The 17,498-nt window shown below is 55.3% G+C and carries 12 protein-coding genes; all 12 read right to left on the bottom strand.

Translation table 11 applies throughout. The annotated features are described in order from the left end of the window. Window positions 1-125 precede the first annotated feature (125 nt). A complete protein-coding gene (locus tag QLQ17_RS07350; protein ID WP_283208895.1) occupies window positions 126-2,723 on the bottom strand; it encodes a TRAP transporter permease in 2,598 nt (865 codons plus the stop codon). Between the two features lie 81 nt (window positions 2,724-2,804). Continuing rightward, window positions 2,805-3,788 (bottom strand): TAXI family TRAP transporter solute-binding subunit, encoded by a 984-nt coding sequence (locus tag QLQ17_RS07345; protein WP_283208894.1) that lies wholly within the window; start codon window positions 3,786-3,788, stop codon window positions 2,805-2,807. Between the two features lie 180 nt (window positions 3,789-3,968). Then, window positions 3,969-6,353, bottom strand: coding sequence for an efflux RND transporter permease subunit (locus QLQ17_RS07340; RefSeq protein WP_283208893.1), 2,385 nt, complete (start codon window positions 6,351-6,353; stop codon window positions 3,969-3,971). A gap of 45 nt (window positions 6,354-6,398) precedes the next feature. Then, window positions 6,399-7,547, bottom strand: coding sequence for a WD40/YVTN/BNR-like repeat-containing protein (locus QLQ17_RS07335; protein ID WP_283208892.1), 1,149 nt, complete (start codon window positions 7,545-7,547; stop codon window positions 6,399-6,401). A 152-nt stretch (window positions 7,548-7,699) separates the two neighbouring features. Then, on the bottom strand, window positions 7,700-9,088 hold the full coding sequence (locus QLQ17_RS07330) for a DUF1329 domain-containing protein (protein WP_283208891.1): 1,389 nt from the start codon (window positions 9,086-9,088) through the stop codon (window positions 7,700-7,702). 180 nt (window positions 9,089-9,268) lie between these two features. Beyond that, window positions 9,269-11,908 (bottom strand): aminopeptidase N, encoded by a 2,640-nt coding sequence (gene pepN / locus QLQ17_RS07325; protein WP_283208890.1) that lies wholly within the window; start codon window positions 11,906-11,908, stop codon window positions 9,269-9,271. Window positions 11,909-11,952: 44 nt separating this feature from the next. Beyond that, the gene (locus QLQ17_RS07320; protein WP_502867367.1) at window positions 11,953-12,756 is read right to left on the bottom strand and encodes a DUF2797 domain-containing protein; all 804 of its coding nucleotides are present in this window, start codon (window positions 12,754-12,756) and stop codon (window positions 11,953-11,955) included. 35 nt (window positions 12,757-12,791) lie between these two features. Further along, window positions 12,792-13,088, bottom strand: coding sequence for a YeaC family protein (locus tag QLQ17_RS07315; protein WP_283208888.1), 297 nt, complete (start codon window positions 13,086-13,088; stop codon window positions 12,792-12,794). A 138-nt stretch (window positions 13,089-13,226) separates the two neighbouring features. Beyond that, window positions 13,227-14,102: a rhomboid family intramembrane serine protease gene (locus tag QLQ17_RS07310; RefSeq protein ID WP_283208887.1), complete on the bottom strand. Its 876-nt coding sequence runs from the start codon at window positions 14,100-14,102 to the stop codon at window positions 13,227-13,229. A 3-nt stretch (window positions 14,103-14,105) separates the two neighbouring features. Beyond that, window positions 14,106-15,119 (bottom strand): metallophosphoesterase, encoded by a 1,014-nt coding sequence (locus QLQ17_RS07305; RefSeq protein WP_283208886.1) that lies wholly within the window; start codon window positions 15,117-15,119, stop codon window positions 14,106-14,108. A 2-nt stretch (window positions 15,120-15,121) separates the two neighbouring features. Then, a complete protein-coding gene (locus tag QLQ17_RS07300; protein ID WP_283208885.1) occupies window positions 15,122-16,006 on the bottom strand; it encodes an NAD(+) kinase in 885 nt (294 codons plus the stop codon). 128 nt (window positions 16,007-16,134) lie between these two features. Further along, on the bottom strand, window positions 16,135-17,406 hold the full coding sequence (locus tag QLQ17_RS07295) for a DNA repair protein (RefSeq protein WP_283208884.1): 1,272 nt from the start codon (window positions 17,404-17,406) through the stop codon (window positions 16,135-16,137). Between the last annotated feature and the right edge of the window lie 92 nt (window positions 17,407-17,498).

The following is a 17,498-nucleotide window of genomic DNA, read 5'->3' as shown; positions in this document are numbered from 1 at the left end:
TCAGAGGTGATCCGCACCAAAGACCACATGGGGTCGGTTCCCGTGACACACACCACGGCCCGATTCGCGAGGCAGTCTACCAGAAAAAAGCCCGGCGGGTTAATGCCGGGCTCTGCAAGGTTTATTCAGCCAGTCACTGAGGCTTCTTCCGGGGTTCGTCGCCGCAGCTGCCCCCAGGCGAGCAGCCCCAACAAACCCAGGGCAGGGATAAACATCAGCTCCTTGGGCGGGCGTTCGTTCTCAACCTGCACGGCGTCAATCGTCCAGCCGAAACTGATGCCGGCTTCCTCGGCGGCACTTCCGAAGCCAACAAAGTCCACCACCATTTGGCCGTCGTTCTCGGACAATTCCAGCCCGGCCTGCGCCAGCCTTGCTTCCGGTGTTTCAGCTTCCGGCAAGGGCAATTTGAGATAGGTGGACACGTCATCGCCGGAAAGGTTCATGCCTGACGCCTTTACCACCACCGAGCCGCCAGGCGGAACTGTTTCGACGTATTCTTCTATCACCGTACCGGGCCTATCTTCCGTTTCTGGATAGACCATGTCCCACCAGAAGCCGGGACGGAATAAGGTGAACGTGATCAGCAGCAGTAATGCGGATTCCCATTTATAGCTCTTGGTAAACCAGTAGCCCTGGGTAGCCGCAGAGAATACCAGCATGGCTGTCACCGCACTGAATATCGTCACCACCAGGTCAAACCAGCCGGTCAAGCCAATCAGCAACAGCTGGTTATTGAAGATGAACATGAACGGCAGAATGGCTGTCCGGATGTCGTAAGTGAAACCCTGAATACCCGTGCGTATGGGGTCGGCGCCGGAAATTGCGGCTGCCGCGTAGGCGGCAAGCCCCACCGGAGGCGTGTCGTCCGCCAGTATCCCGAAGTAGAACACAAACAGGTGCACGGCAATCAGCGGCACCAGGAGCCCGCTCTGCGCGCCCAGGGTCACGATAACCGGAGCCATCAACGTAGACACCACAATGTAGTTTGCGGTAGTGGGTAGCCCCATACCCAGGATCAGACTGATCAACGCGGTGAAGATCAGCATCAGCAACAGGTTGCCACCAGAGATGAACTCCACGAACTGGGTCATGACCAGTCCGATGCCGGTGAGTGTCACTGTACCGACTACGATGCCCGCGGTGGCCGTCGCCACGCCAATGCCAACCATGTTCCGCGCACCGGTCACCAGGGAATGCACGAGATCGTTCAGGCCCTGCACTGATTTCTGCACTAAACCGCGTTGGTTGCGGAAAAAAGCCTTGAGCGGGCGCTGAGTCACCACAATAAAAATCATGAAAATCGTCGCCCAGAAGGCCGACAACTGGGGTGAGAACCGCTCAACGGTTAAACACCAGACCAGAACCACCACAGGAAGCAGAAAATACAGGCCAGTCTTAACGGTGGGTCCTACTTCCGGCAATTCATCCATTGAAGAGTCAGGGTCGTCCTCTTCCAGATCGGGGAAACGGGTGGCGTAGCCAACCAGCCCTATGTAGATTGCCAGCAGAATCGGCCCCAGCACCCAGACGGCAGCCTCGCCAAGCAGCTCCTTCGTCCAGCCGATACCGTAATACACGACCAGGGTCAGAACACTCAGACCCAGCAAAATCACCACCCAGTTAAGCATCCGCTGGGCCATGGTGGGACGATTCAGCCTTTCAATGCCTTTCATCCGCAGCTTGCAGGCTTCCAGATGAACGATGTAAATCAGGGCCACGTAAGAAATCAACGCCGGAAGAATCGCGTGCTTGATAACCTCCAGATACGAAATACCAACGTACTCGACCATCAGGAAAGCCGCCGCGCCCATGATCGGCGGTGTTAGCTGGCCGTTCGTCGAGGCAGCAACTTCGACAGCACCTGCTTTGGTAGCTGGAAATCCAACGCGCTTCATCAGCGGAATGGTAAAGGTACCTGTGGTCACCACGTTAGCGATGGAGGAACCGGAAATAACACCGCTCAGGCCACTGGACACCACCGCCGCTTTGGCTGGACCGCCTCTCATATGACCGAGCATGGCATACGCGACCTTGATGAAATAGTTACCGGCACCCGCACGCTCCAGTAACGCGCCAAACAGAACGAAAAGGAAGACAAAACTGGTGGATACGCCCAGGGCAACACCAAACACCCCTTCTGTGCCCAACCACATATGCGACGACAACTTATTAAGGCTGGCGCCTTTATGGGAGATCACGTCAGGCATATAGGGGCCAGCCAGGGCATAAATAATGAACACGCCGGCAACAATCGTCAGCGGCAATCCAAGAGCACGCCGAGTCGCTTCAAGCAACAGCAAAAGGCCGCCGAGAGCGACCACCAGATCCTGAGTAGTCGGCGCACCCGGACGCGATGCCAGCTGGTCGTAGAAAAAGAAGAGATAGGACGCGGCAAATGCCGCCGCCAAAGCCAGAACCCAGTCATACACAGGCACATGATTTACGTGCGTGCCTCGAATCATTGGGTAGGCGGAAAACGCGAGAAACGTCGCAAACGCCAGGTGAATTGATCGGGTTTCAGTGGAATTGAATACCCCGATTTCCAACATGTAGGGCAGTGGCGAAGCGATCCAAAGCTGAAACAGCGACCAGACCAGAGGAACAATAAACAGAACAACCGCAGCCGGGCCAGTTGCCGCCCTGCCCCCGGTTTCCGTCTGCAGGACTTCTGAGATCTTATCGCGGTCGATGGAGGCCCCTTCATTGGGTCCGCTACTGGTCATAGCATGATCCTGAAAAATATAGGGTAGGAACAACAGCGGGACGAGCCGTCAGCCCGTCCCGCTGGCAAGTATTGAACGCTTCTAGTCCATCAAACCCGCTTCTTTATAGTATTTTGCTGCACCTGGATGGAGCGGCGCACTCAAGGCATCGCTGGCCATCTCTTCCTTCTTCAGGTTCGCAAAAGCAGGATGCAGGCGCTTGAAGCTGTCAAAGTTTTCAAAGACCGCTTTGACCACCTCATAAACGATGTCCTCTGACACGTCTGTGGAGGACACGAACGTTGCTGCCACACCGAACGTGGTGACATCGTCATCGCTACCACGGTACATGCCGCCGGGAATCGTCGCCTCCCGGTAGTATGGGTTATTGTTGATCAGCGTCTGAGTGGCTTTGTTGTCCACATTGACCAGCACACTGTCGCAGGAGGTGGTCGCTTCCTTGATGGCACCGGATGGGTGACCTACCGTGTAGAAAAACGCATCGATGTTGCCATCACACAGAGCCTGGGATTGCTCTGACGCCTTCAGCTCTGCTGGCAGGGCGAACTTGTCCATGGTCCAGCCCATTTCTTCCATCAAAACCTCTGCCGTTGCACGCTGGCCAGAGCCGGGGTTGCCCACGGAAACGCGCTTTCCGGCCAGGTCCTCGAACGTTTTGATGCCAGAGCCTTTGCTGGCGACCACAGTGAAAGGTTCAGGATGCAGTGAAAACACGGCGCGCAGCTTCTCGTTCGCGCCATCTTCCGCAAATTGACTGGTGCCATTGTAGGCATGGTACTGCCAGTCTGACTGAGCGACGGCGAGATCCAGTTCGCCCTGGCGAATGGCGTTCAGGTTATAGACTGAGCCGCCCGTGCTCTCAACGGAACAACGAATACCATGCTCTTTGCGATCCATGTTGACCAGTCGGCAGATCGCGCCACCCGCGGGATAATAGACGCCCGTCACACCACCGGTGCCGATGGTCACGAACGTCTGATCCTGTGCGTTGACTGCGGTAGAGGCTGCCCCGAGGCACACGGAGGTGGCCAATGCGAGCGCGGAAAACTTCTGTTTCAGTGCCATGACTATTCCCTTTTGCTGATTATTTTACTCTTTGGCCTCTTTTTGCTTCAGAGGCGAAGTGTCCGAAGTAAAAGATAGACCACAGCGCACCAGAAATAAAGCCTGAGGACTTACGGTAACTAATTGACATAGAACAAAAAAGCCCGCAGTGCGGGCTTTTCTGATTCAGACTTTAGTCGGCTATTTGCTGTTTCGGGCCTTGGCGACCATTCGGTCTGGCCGCAACAGGAACCGTGCCAGCGCCGGCAGCAGCCAGATGGCGCCCACCATGTTCCAGAGGAACATGAAGAACAGCAGGAAGCCCATATCCGCCTGGAACTTGATCGGCGAGAAGATCCAGGTCACAACACCCAGACCAAGAGTTACACCGGTAAAGATAACCGCTTTACCCGTGGATCGCAGGGTCTCGAAATAAGCGTCCTGAAGAGTCTTGCCCTCAAGCAGGTACTTCTCAAGTTTGGTGTAAATATAGATGCCGTAGTCGACACCGATACCCACGCCAAGTGCAATCACCGGGAGGGTCGCCACTTTGATACCGATACCGGACACCGCCATGATTGCCTCACACAGTACAGAGGTCAGGCCCAGTGGCACCACGATACACAGTACCGCACGGATCGAACGGAACGTGATCAGGCACAGACTACTGACGACGCCATAGACGAAAATCAGCATCATGTTTTTGGCGCTTGAGATTACCTCGTTGGTAGCGGCTTCAACACCCGCGTTACCAGCGGCCAACAGGAACGTGAACTCGTCGTTGTTGTGATTGCTCGCAAACTCTTCAACTCGACTGGTGACCGTCTGCAGCGTTTCCGCCTTGTGGTCTTCCAGGAAGACCAGCACCGGCGTCAGGTCACAGTTGGTGTTGATCAGACCCGCAGGTGCCTCGCGGATGGACGCATTGATGATCGTCTGGTTGCGGGAGATCTCGTACCACTTCCAGTTACCCTCGTTCAAAGCCTTGGTGACGATCTTGGAAACGTCGGCCAACGAAGCAGACGATTGCACGCCTGGCGTGTTCTGCAGTTCCCACTGCAGCTTGTCCATCGCACGCAGGACGTTGTACTGAGTACATTGCTCGACTTCCGTTTTCACCATCACAACCAACACGTCTGCACTGGTGGAGTAGTTATCAATGATGAACGCGTTGTCCAGGTTGTAGCGGGAATCGGCTCGCAATTCAGGCGCACCCTGATCAAGGTCGCCCACCTTAAGGTCCTGCTTGTAGTAAAGACCCAGGCCCAGACCAATCACGGCAATCAGCAACGAGATCGGCGCCACCCCCGGATGGGAGAAGTAGGACATGATTTTCCATTTGCGGTCCTGCTTCTCGCCCTGGTTCTGAACATTTTTAATGCCGCCCTTGGTGATACCGATATAGGACATGATCAGTGGGTGCAGTACCAGATTTGTGACGATCACGATCGCGACACCCAGGCCGGCGGCAACCGCCAGATCCTTGATGACATCAATTTCGATGAATAGCAGTGTCAGGAAGCCAAACGCGTCGGAAATAAGCGCCAACATGCCAGGTATGTACAGAGCCCGGAACGCCAGGCGAGCGGCGGTCATAGGATCAAATCCTTTTGACGCCTCGACGGCCATGGCATTCACCACCTGAACGCCATGACTGATGCCAATCGCAAAGACCAGGAACGGTACCAGCACCGAGTACGGATCCAGGCCATAGCCCATCAGGCGAAGAGCACCCAACTGCCAGAAAACGGCAATGATCGAAGAAAACACCGGAACCAGGGTTCCCGCAATGCAACGGGAGTACCAGAACAACAACAGCGTTGTCAGCAGGATGGTGATACCCGCGAAGTAGGCAATGGAACCAATACCCTCAATCAGGTCGCCCACTTTCTTGGCGAAACCAACAATATGGATATCAATGTTCGGGTTCTGGGCTTCGTACTTCTGACGAATCTTTTCTTCCAGCTGACGGGAAAATTCACCGTAATCCAGCGGCTCGCCGGTTTCCGGATTTTTCTCATACAGAGGCGCGTAAACAATCGTGGACTGGAAGTTGTCAGACACCAGACGGCCCACTTCATTAGAGCGCAACACGTTCTGGCGCAACTGCTCAAGGCTCTCGCGGGTACCGTCGTAGTTGTCAGGAATCACGGTACCGCCCTGGAAGCCCTGCTCCGTCACCTCTACCCAACGAACGTTGGACGTCCAAAGGGTTTTGAGACCCGAGCGGTCGACGCCGTCGAGATAGAACACCTCGTCGGTGATCTGCTTCAGCGTTTCCATGTATTCCTTTGTGAAGATGTCCCCTTCTTCCACTTCGACGGCTATCCGCACGAAGTTACCGAGGTTCTCGAGATCGTTCCGATGCTCGAGCATATTCACAATGTAGGGGTGTTCCAGCGGAATCATCCGCTCGAAACTGGCATCCGGCTCAATTTTGACGGCGTTGTAGCCCAAAAATAGAGTCAGGAAGAAAAAAGCAATCAGGATAAGCGCCCGATTGTTGAAGATCAGCCGTTCCAGGAACGGCTCTGCGTTCGGCGTGGTAATGTAATGTTCGCCCTTGTCATGCTTCGGGTTCGACATTAAAAAGCCCCTCTAAATTCGTTCTGTTGGTGCCGCATCAGGGCGTTATTGTAGATCTTTGCCTTTGGCGTCAGTGAAGTTCACTCCGCCTTCGCCAATAATCAATAGATTGGTGCCAGACAGCGGCACAACATCCATAACGCCTTCCCTGTCATCCCGGAAATATGGACGGAAGCTCTCGCCACCGTTGGTGCTCATTAAAACGGCACCGCCATTTCCAACCAGAGTAATGCGCCCATCATCGGCGACAGCGCCATCATTCAGCGTTGCTCCACCTTCGTTCGGAACGACTTTCCAGCTCTTGCCAAGATCCGTCGACATAAAGGTGTTACCACGCAGGCCGAATGCCAGAATTTCATTGACGTTGCCGGTGCTCATGGCACCAAACAATGAACCTTCGTAAGGGCTTTCACGCTTTTCCCAGGTGTCGCCACCGTCGACAGACACGAAAATCTGACCGGCCTCACCAACAACCACCAGAGCTCCGCCAGTGATCTGAGTAACGCTGTTCAGGTGGAAGCTTCTGGGGTTATCCAGTTGCGGCCCCCAATCCTGCCAGGTCTTTCCACCGTCCTGAGTGCGCAGGAACATGCCGTAGGCGCCCACCACAAAGCCATGGCTCTCATTCTCGAACCAGACGTCCAACAACGGGTTTACCGGGCCAATCTCCAGATCAGACTGCATGTTTTCCAGCGAGAAGATCAGATCGTCCAGCGCCCATTCAAGGTCACCGACCTCTTCTTCAGGCGCTTCTTCAATGCGTTCTTCCATCGCTGCAATTTCATCTTTGCGGGTTTCAATGGCCAGCTTGGCAGCCTCAACGCCGGTCAACTGCAGATCCCACGACTCGCCGGCATCCTCGCTGTGTAGAACCACGCCGCTATGGCCTACTGCCCAGCCATGGGTGTCGGTTCCAAAATCCACGCCCGTGAGCGTCACAGATACAGGCACTTCGCCCTGAGTCCATGAATCGCCCCCGTTGTCGGAGTAGATAATGTGGCCACGCTCACCAGCCGCCACAATCCTGTCGCCGGCGCGGTCTGCGTCGGTGAGAAGATTTTCAGGTGCGAGGGAGGTGGGCCTGGATGGAGTTTCGATGATATCTGCGAGCGCGAACACAGAGGGGGCAGACATCGCCATGGAAAGCCCCACGCAGGCCGCTCCCAAAGTGTTGCACATCAACCTTTTAGCCATTCAGATTGCCTATTTTTTTGTTGAACAGTGTCAGTCTTCAGTCGCCGGCATCCCGGTTACTGGTACGAATAAACCGGTGGCCTCTCGACCACCGGCATAATCCTCGCCATCAACCCTGGGCGCATCACGCCCTGTTACTATCGACGCCCGCTTTAGCGAACACTCCTGCGACGCAATGACGCCGGAGAGAAGTAACGACGGTTGGGCACATCGTCAGTGAATTCGCGGGTGGATGATTCTTCAGTATCAAGCCCCAGAACATGGTAACGACGTGCCTGCAGATCGTGGTACACATCCAGTGTAGTCCACACGCCGGGAAGCTCGTAATAATTCTTTGCCATGCCCATGGTGACTCGCCACAGCTCGCCGCGGCCATCGTACTGATCGACCAACAGAGTGTTCCAGCTGTCTGCATCCACATAGAATCGGCGCTTGCCGTAAATGTGTCGCTCACCCTCTTTAAGATTTGCCTCCACCACATGAACACGGTGCAGCTCCCAACGGGTCAGCTCCGGGTTAAGGTGGGCAATGCCCAGTATTTCCGAGTAAGGCGTGCCCGCCTCACCGAGCTTGTAGTTGTTGTAGGGCACGTAGATTTCACGCATGCCCTTGTAATCCCAGTTGTAACGATCCAGGGCGCCGTTGAAGATATCGGTGTCATCCGCTGTACGCAGGTTATCCGCAGCCGCAATTGGCGAGTCATACCCAAGGTTGGGCGCGCGACGCACGCGACGCTGGCCGGCGTTGTAGCCCCAGCCGTTACGCGGGTTAATGATCTGGTTGAGCGTTTCGTGGATCAAAATCGCACCGCCCGCAAGGCGGGGTGGCGACTGGGTGAAAGACAAGTAGTAGAAGATCACGTTGTCCAGATCTTCTTCACCGCCTTCCGGATTGTAGTAGTTGAAAAAAGCTTCCTGCTGCGAGGTAACCAGCGAGTAGTCGCCGTCCGTCTGAACCGCTACTTCACTTGAACGACGGGTAATGGAAATACCACGCCAGCGGGTCAGATGGTTCCACATGACCTGCCAGGCTTTCATTTCGTTGTTGCCGTGAAGAATCGGGAACGGATAACCACCAAACGCGCCGTCAATGCCCGCGCCTTTACCTACGATTTCGGCACTGGTGGCATTGTCTTTGGTGTTTTCGGCGACCCAGTCCGGAACAGCGTGGGTACGACGGCTTTTATACACCGGAATATTAAACGTGGTGGGATAGGTATCCAGCATGGCACGCTGGCCATCGGTCAGAAAATCATCAAACTGCTCAGCATTGGAAGCGTTGATCGTGAACAGCACTTCGTCTTCCGGAAACGGATTGATGTGATGCTGACCACTGCCTTCATACCCCGGAGGCGCCTCTGTCAAACCGCCAGTCCAGGCTGGGATGGTGCCAGCTTCGTTACCGGCTTTCTCTGAGCCAAACGGCGTCAAATCCTGCCCAAGCCTTGCAGCCTGGCTTTGAGACACGGCCGCCATGGCGGGCGCAGCAAGAACAGAAGCGGCAAGCAAACTGCCCAATATCACGTTTATCTTGTTGTTCATTGGTAGACCTTTAACGATGTCTGGAAGCCCTCTTCCGGGCTTTTTTTCTTGTGAAATCATGGTTTGTCGGTTGGTGACAGGTTAGACCATTGGCCACTATTGTCCATCGTTCAAAAGTGCGATTTTGTATCGTCGTGTGACAATGTAGTGGTAGCGGCTCTACAGCGGCCTGGGCCGCTCTTACCCGGCCAGACTCTTGTGAACCACCTCGTAAACGTCCCTCGACAAGCCCTGCTTGTCTCGAACCGTTTCCAGAGCCGACTTCATCTTTTGCCCATGCACTGTAGCGAACTTCCGCCAGCGCGTAAGCGGTGAAACCAGTCGTGCGGCTATTTGCGGGTTGCTGTCGTCCAGGCGGCAGATCTGCTCCGCCAGGAACTGATACCCAGACCCATCCTCGGCGTGGAAAGCAGGCAGATTCTGCCCTGCGAACGCCCCGATCACCGAACGGATTTTGTTTGGATTCTTCCAGTCGAATGCCGGGTGCTCCATCAACTGGCGAATCTGCGCCAAGCTTCCAGTGCGGGAGCTGGCCGCCTGCACTGAAAACCATTGCTCCACGACCTGCGGATCCTTCTGGAAACGTTGATAGAAGTCCGCCAGCGTGGACTCACGATCGTTTTCGAAATCGGATCCGACCAGCGCCCGGAGTGCACCCATGCGATCTGTCATGTTGTCGGCGCCCGAATACTGGGTCAGCGCAAACGAACGGGCTTCTTCGTCGCCGATATGCAGCAACCAGGCAAGCGCAGTGTTACGCAGGCTGCGGCGGGCAACATCTTCAGGGGTAACCCTGTATTCGCCGGACACTGTATTGCGGTGATAACACGCAAGGAGCTCGTCCCGAAGATCGACGGCCAATTTGCCCAGGACTTTTTCCCGAGCTGAGTGGATCGCCTGAACCGCTGGCTGAGCGGAGAGTTCGATCAGATAGGCCTCGGTCGGCAACTGCAGCATTTTGGCAACCAGCGCCTGATCCAGCGACTCGTCAGAAAGCAGGCCCCGGTATGCTTCCACCAGCCCCCCATCGACAGCCAATTCGGGGTTTTCGATCAAAGAATTAATCACGTCAATTGCCAGCTTCTGACCCGCGTCCCAACGGTTGAAACCATCTCCGTCGTGGCTCATCAGAAAGGTCAGCTGCTCACGAGTCCAGTCATACTGCACTCGAACAGGCGCCGAAAAATGCCGCAGCAAAGATGGCACTGGCCGATGCTCTAGACCATGAAACTCGAAAGTATGGGCAGAATCCGTCAGTTCCAGAATCCGCTCGGTAGGGGCATTCTGTTCATCCCGGGACAGGTTCAATGGTAATGCCTTGCCGTCGGCGCCCAGCAAACCAATCGCAAACGGAATGTGTTGGGGCTTCTTGTCGGTCTGCCCAGGCGTATCCGGTATCGACTGCTCAATCGTGAGCCGGTAAACGCCATTGTTCTCATCGAATTCATCCTGAACAGAAAGCTCCGGCGTACCCGCCTGCTCGTACCACAACCTGAACTGGCTCAGATCGCGACCGCTAGCATCCTCCATGGCACGTACAAAATCATCGGTGGTGACGGCTTGGCCATCATGACGCTCGAAATACAGGTCGCTGCCTTTGCGGAACATCTCTTCGCCCAGGAGCGTGTGGATCATGCCCACAACTTCGCAGCCCTTCTCGTATATGGTCAGCGTATAGAAGTTGGAAATTTCCATGTAGGACTGCGGGCGCACGGGATGTGCCATCGGACCAGAGTCTTCAGCGAACTGGGCTGTGCGCAGCATGGCTGCGTCCTCGATTCGCTTCACAGTCGGTGACCCCATATCCGAAGAAAACTGAGAGTCACGGAAGACGGTGAAACCTTCTTTCAGGCTCAACTGGAACCAATCGCGGCAGGTAACACGGTTACCAGACCAGTTGTGGAAATATTCGTGAGCAACAATCGATTCGATGCGCTGGAACGCCACGTCGGTCGCCGTTTCCTGACTGGCCAACACACACGACGAGTTAAAAATATTCAGGCCCTTGTTTTCCATGGCGCCCATATTGAAGTCGTCAACGGCCACGATCATAAAGATATCCAGATCGTACTCGCGGCCATAAACTTCCTCGTCCCACCGCATGGAACGCTTCAGGGAATCCATGGCGTGGTCGCATTTCTCTGAATTGCGGGGCTCAACGTACATACGTAGGTCGATATCGCGGCCGCTCATGGTACGGAAGTTGTCGGTTTTCTCGACCAGGTCACCAGCCACCAACGCAAACAGATAGGAGGGCTTCGGGAACGGATCTTCCCAGGTCACATAGTGACGGCCATTATCCAGATCGCCTTTTTCAACATCGTTGCCGTTGGACAACAGAATCGGATAGCTGGACTTGTCTGCCTCGATGCGTGTCCGGAAACGCGCCATGACGTCGGGGCGGTCCGGGAAATAGGTGATGCAACGGAAACCTTCCGCCTCACACTGGGTACAGAACATGCCCGAGGACTTATACAGCCCTTCCAGCCGGGTATTGTTCTGTGGCTCAATCCAGGTGACCACCGACAACTCGAACTGGTCCGGTACAGACGACACCACAAGCTTTTCACCGCGGTTATCGTAATCGCCTTCAGACAGCACGCGGCCGTCCAGCTGAACCGATTCGAGGGTCAGGCTGTCGCCGTCCAGTTCCAGATTCTGCTCTGTGCCATCGCTCTCCGGATTCCGGCGAACCGAAAGCAAACTGTGAACCCGGGCTCCGTCTTCAAACAGCTCAAAACGCAGGTCGACATGATCTACAACGAAAGCCGGCACCTTGTAGTCTTTCAGGTAGATGGTCTGTGGCTGGCTGGTACGCATGATATGTCTCCAGAAAACCGGACAACTCGGTCGTCGCCCCGTTTTTATTGATTGGAAAATACCCGAAAACGAACTTCGTAACCGGTGTATTTTCGAATGTTGATCACGCCCGTGTCGAGGATCAGATACTGCCCTTTTATGCCTTGCAGTATCCCCTCGGCCGCGGACGCCTTATCCAGATTGTGGGTCTTCACCTTCTCAGGCCAGACGGCCACCGGGTAATCCAGTGTCAGTCCATCCTCTGAAACAGGTTGAATGGCTTCGTCGCCGTGTTTTGATTTCAGATCCGCCAAATCGTCTTCGATCAGTGCCAGCATTCGCGAGCGTTCCTCGCGCAAGTCCAGTTCCGGCACATCACCTTTCAGCATAGCGCGCCAGTTGGTCCGATCTGCGACATGCTGCTTGCACGCGACCTCAACGAAGCCCGCCAGCTGCCTTGTGGCAACTCGCACCATGGGTATGGCATCCACCGCCCCCTGGTCAATCCAGCGGGTCGGTACCTGGGTACCCCGGGTAATGCCTACTTTCAGCCCCGAAGAATTAGCCAGATAAACAACGTGCTCAATCATGCAATGGGTTTCACCCCATTCCGGCTCTCTGCAGGTACCTTCATGAAAATGGCACTTCTCAGGACTCATGATACAGGAATCACAAGCCGCCAGCTTCTTGAAGCAAGGGTAACAGAAGCCCTGACTGAAACTTTTGTTGGTCTTGCGGTCACAGTTGATGCAGCGAATGACACCGTCAAAATCCAACCGCAGTGAGTAACCCACCAGATCGTTCAGTGGTATCCGTGTTTCACCCAGCAGCAGGCTGTATGCAACCGGGCTGGCCGCCTCGACCGGCATTTTTCGAAGTCGGCCGCTGACATCCACGACTGCGGTCAAGGCTTCACCTCAAAGTACTGGTCGGAATCACCGGCAGCATTGCCAGTACCCGCCGTGCGGCTGACACTGGGGTCACAGGCTGTTCCGGTTTTCTCTCCACGATCCAGGTATCCCGTCCGCTGCTCTTGCGGAATCTGATGATGCTCTTCGTAGTAAATAATGGCTTCCATACAAATGCCGCGCTGCTCGTCCGTCAGCTTGCGGCCATCCGGCCACTTTCCCAGCTCCAGTGAGCGCTTGAGGTTTTGATAGACCGTCGGGTCCAGCCGTTTGATCAGCTCATCGTAGGTCATTGCTCACTCCCGTAGAACACAGAGAATAAATTTCCCAAAACTGTTGACAGATAAAAATGATAATGATTATCATTAACTCACCAAATGACGAAGGTTGTGTTCATTTGGTCTCTCTCATCAGGAGCTACACGCTCTCTTTTATGCCCCACCTTTTGGTGGGGCTTTTTTTGGCACCGGCAAAACCGCTGCGAGGCCCAGGCCAGCCAGAAACCCACCAAGGTGAGCCTCGTTCGCCATTCGGCCCAGCCCAAGAACTTCGGGCAAAGGAGTATAACCCAGCACCATCCAGGCAACCGCAAAAGTGACCAGTGCAGGCGGAAACTGGAACCGGGCGCGGCGCCGCTGGCTAAGCCAGCAATACCCCAGAATGCCGTACACCACTCCCGACAAACCACCGAACAACGGGCCGGCCATCAGATACTGGAGCCCGTTTGAAAAGAGACTGACCACGACAAACAGGATCAGCAAGCGCTGACGGCCGTCAAACCATTCAACCTGACTGCCCAGAAACCAGAGCATGACGGCGTTGAAAACAATGTGTGTCCAGCTGAAATGCAGAAAATCCGGGGTCAATAATCGCCAGAATTCCCCGGCGCCCAGGGTTGCGGATAACGCCTGAATCCGCTCGGCCATGGTACCCCAGTCATAAACCCTGGGATCTATCATCATCAGGTACGTCGAGAGCGTATTCTGTCCAAGAGCTGTAAACCAGGCCAGTAACCCCGAAATAATGATGACCGAAAGAACCGCAGGTGCATGGCGAGGGGAAGGCTGCCAGCGACCACGGACGAACACAGGAGAAGCCACAACTTCATTTACCCTTTCTCTCAATTCCGGTTCCTGCACAAACCGATCCAGGGCCTGTAGCACAGGTTCGGCATGTTCCTGATGCTCCAGCCACAGAACCTGCGAGTCGCCCTCCTCCGTAATCCTGTGGCCGACGCCCTGCTCGTTCAGCCATTGGCTGAAACCGGCGAGATTAATACCGGCCTCAATCTGCTTAATCCGGTACAAGCATCACCTCGCTATGCTGTCTTCGCTGGCCGGGTAATCCGGGCATTCCGGACGCTCGACATCCACCCAGACAAACTTGTCCCGTGAAAGATGCTTTTCACCATCCAACCGATAGGCCACCAGCTTGCCGTATTTGACCGCACTGAAATCAATACAGGCGACATTGGGCTTCAATGGCGCGGGCTCCCCTTCCATCCAGTAATGCCCGACGAATACCGGGGGCGCGGAGGCGGGATAGCTGATCAGTTGACGGCGCTCATGGTCCGACAGTTCCCGCCTGGCCACCTCGGCTGGTAGCGGATCGGGCTGAAACACCACATCAGCGTAGGTTTTCGGGTTATCCGCCCAGAACTTGGTGCGGAAAAACTCCCGCACATAGCCATCACGGCCGGTAATTCTTACCCCCGGCGGCAACCGCAGATCCGTTCCCCGAAGCAGGGTATCCATGACCTGTCCGGCAAAAGACTCGATGGCCGCTGACGCGTGAAGGAAATCCTCATCAATGCAGGCCCCACCCTGATGAGCTTTGAATTTCTCAATCAGGTCGTTGTCCCAGCAGGCGTGCACGGCACGGAAGTCCGGCTCATCAATGAACAACGGAATGGTGTAGAACCACTCCAGAAAGTCATTCCATTCGTGCGGATAGTGCTCAAACTGCTCCATGGTCTCCCGGATGAGACGGTCATGCCGGGGATTGTGCTCCCTGAGCCACTTCTTCCCGCTCCCCGGCCTCGCCCGGGTACAGTAACCAAGGGCATTGTATTCGTGATTGCCCATGACAATTCGGGCAGACCCGTGTTCAACCATATCCCGGACCAGATGCAACGATTCACGAATGCGCGGTCCCCGGTCAATGATATCGCCAATGAAGATGGCCTGGCGGCTATCGTGCTGATACACGCCGTTGCGCTTGCGATAACCCATGCGGTTCAGCAAGAGCTTCAAGGTGTGGGCACACCCGTGAATGTCCCCAATAATGTCGTAACCTCGGCTGGCACTTCGCGTTTTTACTGCCATGTTCAACTCGCTGCGATTTCGCTGGCCCAGCCGAGCTTGTCGCGACAAGTGGCGTAGAAATTATGATCCACCGGGTGAATCAGGCGAACCTTAAAGGGCTTCTTGGTGATGCGAATAATGTCACCCGGAGCACAGGCGATGTTCATCTGCCCGTCGAAACTGATTTGCGGGTAGGTTTCGTTGGTTTCGCCGATCACCAGCTTAATTTCACTCTTGCCGTCTACGACGATCGGCCGGCTGCTCAAAGTGTGGGGGAACATAGGCACCAATACGACCGCATCCAGCTTTGGATGCATAATTGGTCCACCTGCAGACAATGAGTAAGCGGTAGACCCCGTAGGCGTAGCAACGATCAGGCCGTCAGAGCGCTGGCTATACACAAAATGCCCGTCGATGTAGAGGTCGAAACCGATCATGCGGGTGGATTTACCCGGGTGAAGCACCACGTCGTTGAGTGCAGCACCGAACCCCAGTGGCTGCCCATTGCGTTCAACGTGACCATCCAGAAGAAACCGGGTTTCCTCGATGTATTCACCCTGCAGGACCTTTGCCAGCCGTTCTTCCAGATCCGATGGCGAGATGTCAGTCAGAAACCCGAGCCGTCCGCGGTTGACGCCCAGTAACGGTATCTTGGATTTTGCCAGCTCGCGGGCGGCACCCAACAGGCTGCCGTCACCACCAACCACAATCACAAGATCACAGATTTCGCCCAGCAGCTTTTTGCTGGCCACCTGAAGCCCGTGCCCAGGCAGCATGGTGGACGTGTCCTCTTCAATAATTACATGGTAATTGTTGTTGATCAGATACTGTTTAAGCTGCCTTAGCGATTCGACAACCTTCACGCTGCCCATACGGCCAATGACGCCGATGTTCCTGAATTGATCCATGAACGTTCCTGTGGGTCTCTGTGTGGGGTCCGAATGAACAGGACCTTGCTGAATGGGACAATTCTAACGAATGTCGGCAGGATTCTGAAAAAGTTCGAGGAGAAATCCGTCAGAAAGCGGCTTTGATATCAGGAGTGTGCTTCAACAAGCTGGTGATGTTCACATCGATCATCCACACCCGGACGAAATTCGGAAGGCTGGCTGACCCGCATGACCGGCTCCTCGCACAGATTGCCTTTCTCACTCTTGTGGCAACAGACCGGGTTTTCATAATGTTCCAGCCACTGACGATAAGCCGGCTCATTCAAACCGCAGCGGTCAGCCGCGTAAGCAACCGGATTCTGGAAGTAAGATTCGATATCGTCATACGGAAGGGTCACATGGCCCACGCCGGGATGATAGGCCACCAGGAACACCGAATGGTTCTGCAGGTGTGCCATCACAGAGTTCTCCGCTGGCGCCTGATGTTGCAGGTCGTAATTCTCCTGCTCCAACGCCACAATTTTTTCGTCCCGCAGTTCCAGCTCCCGCTGTCGACGTTCCAGCTGCTCTTTCAGCAGAACAACCTCGGCATCGGCCGTGGCACCTTCGCGGTCTTTGCTCTCCGAGTCGCTGGTGACCTGCTCCTGTAGCGCAAGGTACTGCTCATTGCGCTCTGCCAGACGTTTTTTCAGCTGCTCGTTGGTGAGTTTCTGGCGCTCAAATTTCTGCTCAAGCTCAGAGAGCTCGTTCCGGACGGACTGCAGCTCATGGCGATTCTCGCGCTGGAGATCTGACAGTGCGTCTCTGTGGACGCTTTGAAGCGTCTTGATACGAAGCCGTTGCTCACGGATAAGCTGTGCCAGCCGCGCTCGATCTGCCGACGCATCCGTGTCGTCGCCCGATTTCGCGGATTTCGGAGCCTCGGATTCGGCCTCGAGCACCGGTATGTTTTCCTCCGAGGGCGGCTCCTGCTTCTGGAACTTCAGCGAGTTGGCCTCGACCGCGCGACGGATGGCCTGGAAATGGTTACTGCCGGGCGTCATATCCGGGTCCCAGAGATCATCCGGGTTGACGGATTTCGGGCACTGGCTTCGACAGACCAATCGAATCGGCCCACCGCCCATGTCCGGGCCTTTGCCGCCCTCGGCCGCCAGTTTGTCTATGGGCAGGTTCCAACTGGAGTCCGCTTGCCCTTCCTCGTCAAAATAGATGTTGAAAAACACCAGCGCCTGTACTTGAAGGCTGGGACTCAGGTGCAATAACACGGCTTTGACTTCGGTATCCGCCAGGTCCGACAGGCCCACATAGCCGTCAAGAAACGCCTCAAACTCCGAGGCACGCATCTGCCGCGCGACGTCGCTGCCATCCATGAAAAAGACCGCAGAATAGTTGTCACCCACCTGATCGGCAGACGCCATTGCACACTCCCAGCACACTATCAAATACCCGAAACCCGACACACTGACGAACCAGAACACGCTCTGGTTCCGCAGTCAGGCAAGAAACAGAA

Source organism: Marinobacter sp. CHS3-4, from assembly GCF_030053415.1.
GTDB lineage: Bacteria > Pseudomonadota > Gammaproteobacteria > Pseudomonadales > Oleiphilaceae > Marinobacter.
The sequence above is the reverse complement of the archived record's forward strand: the minus strand, read 5'-3'. Positions and strand labels throughout refer to the sequence as shown.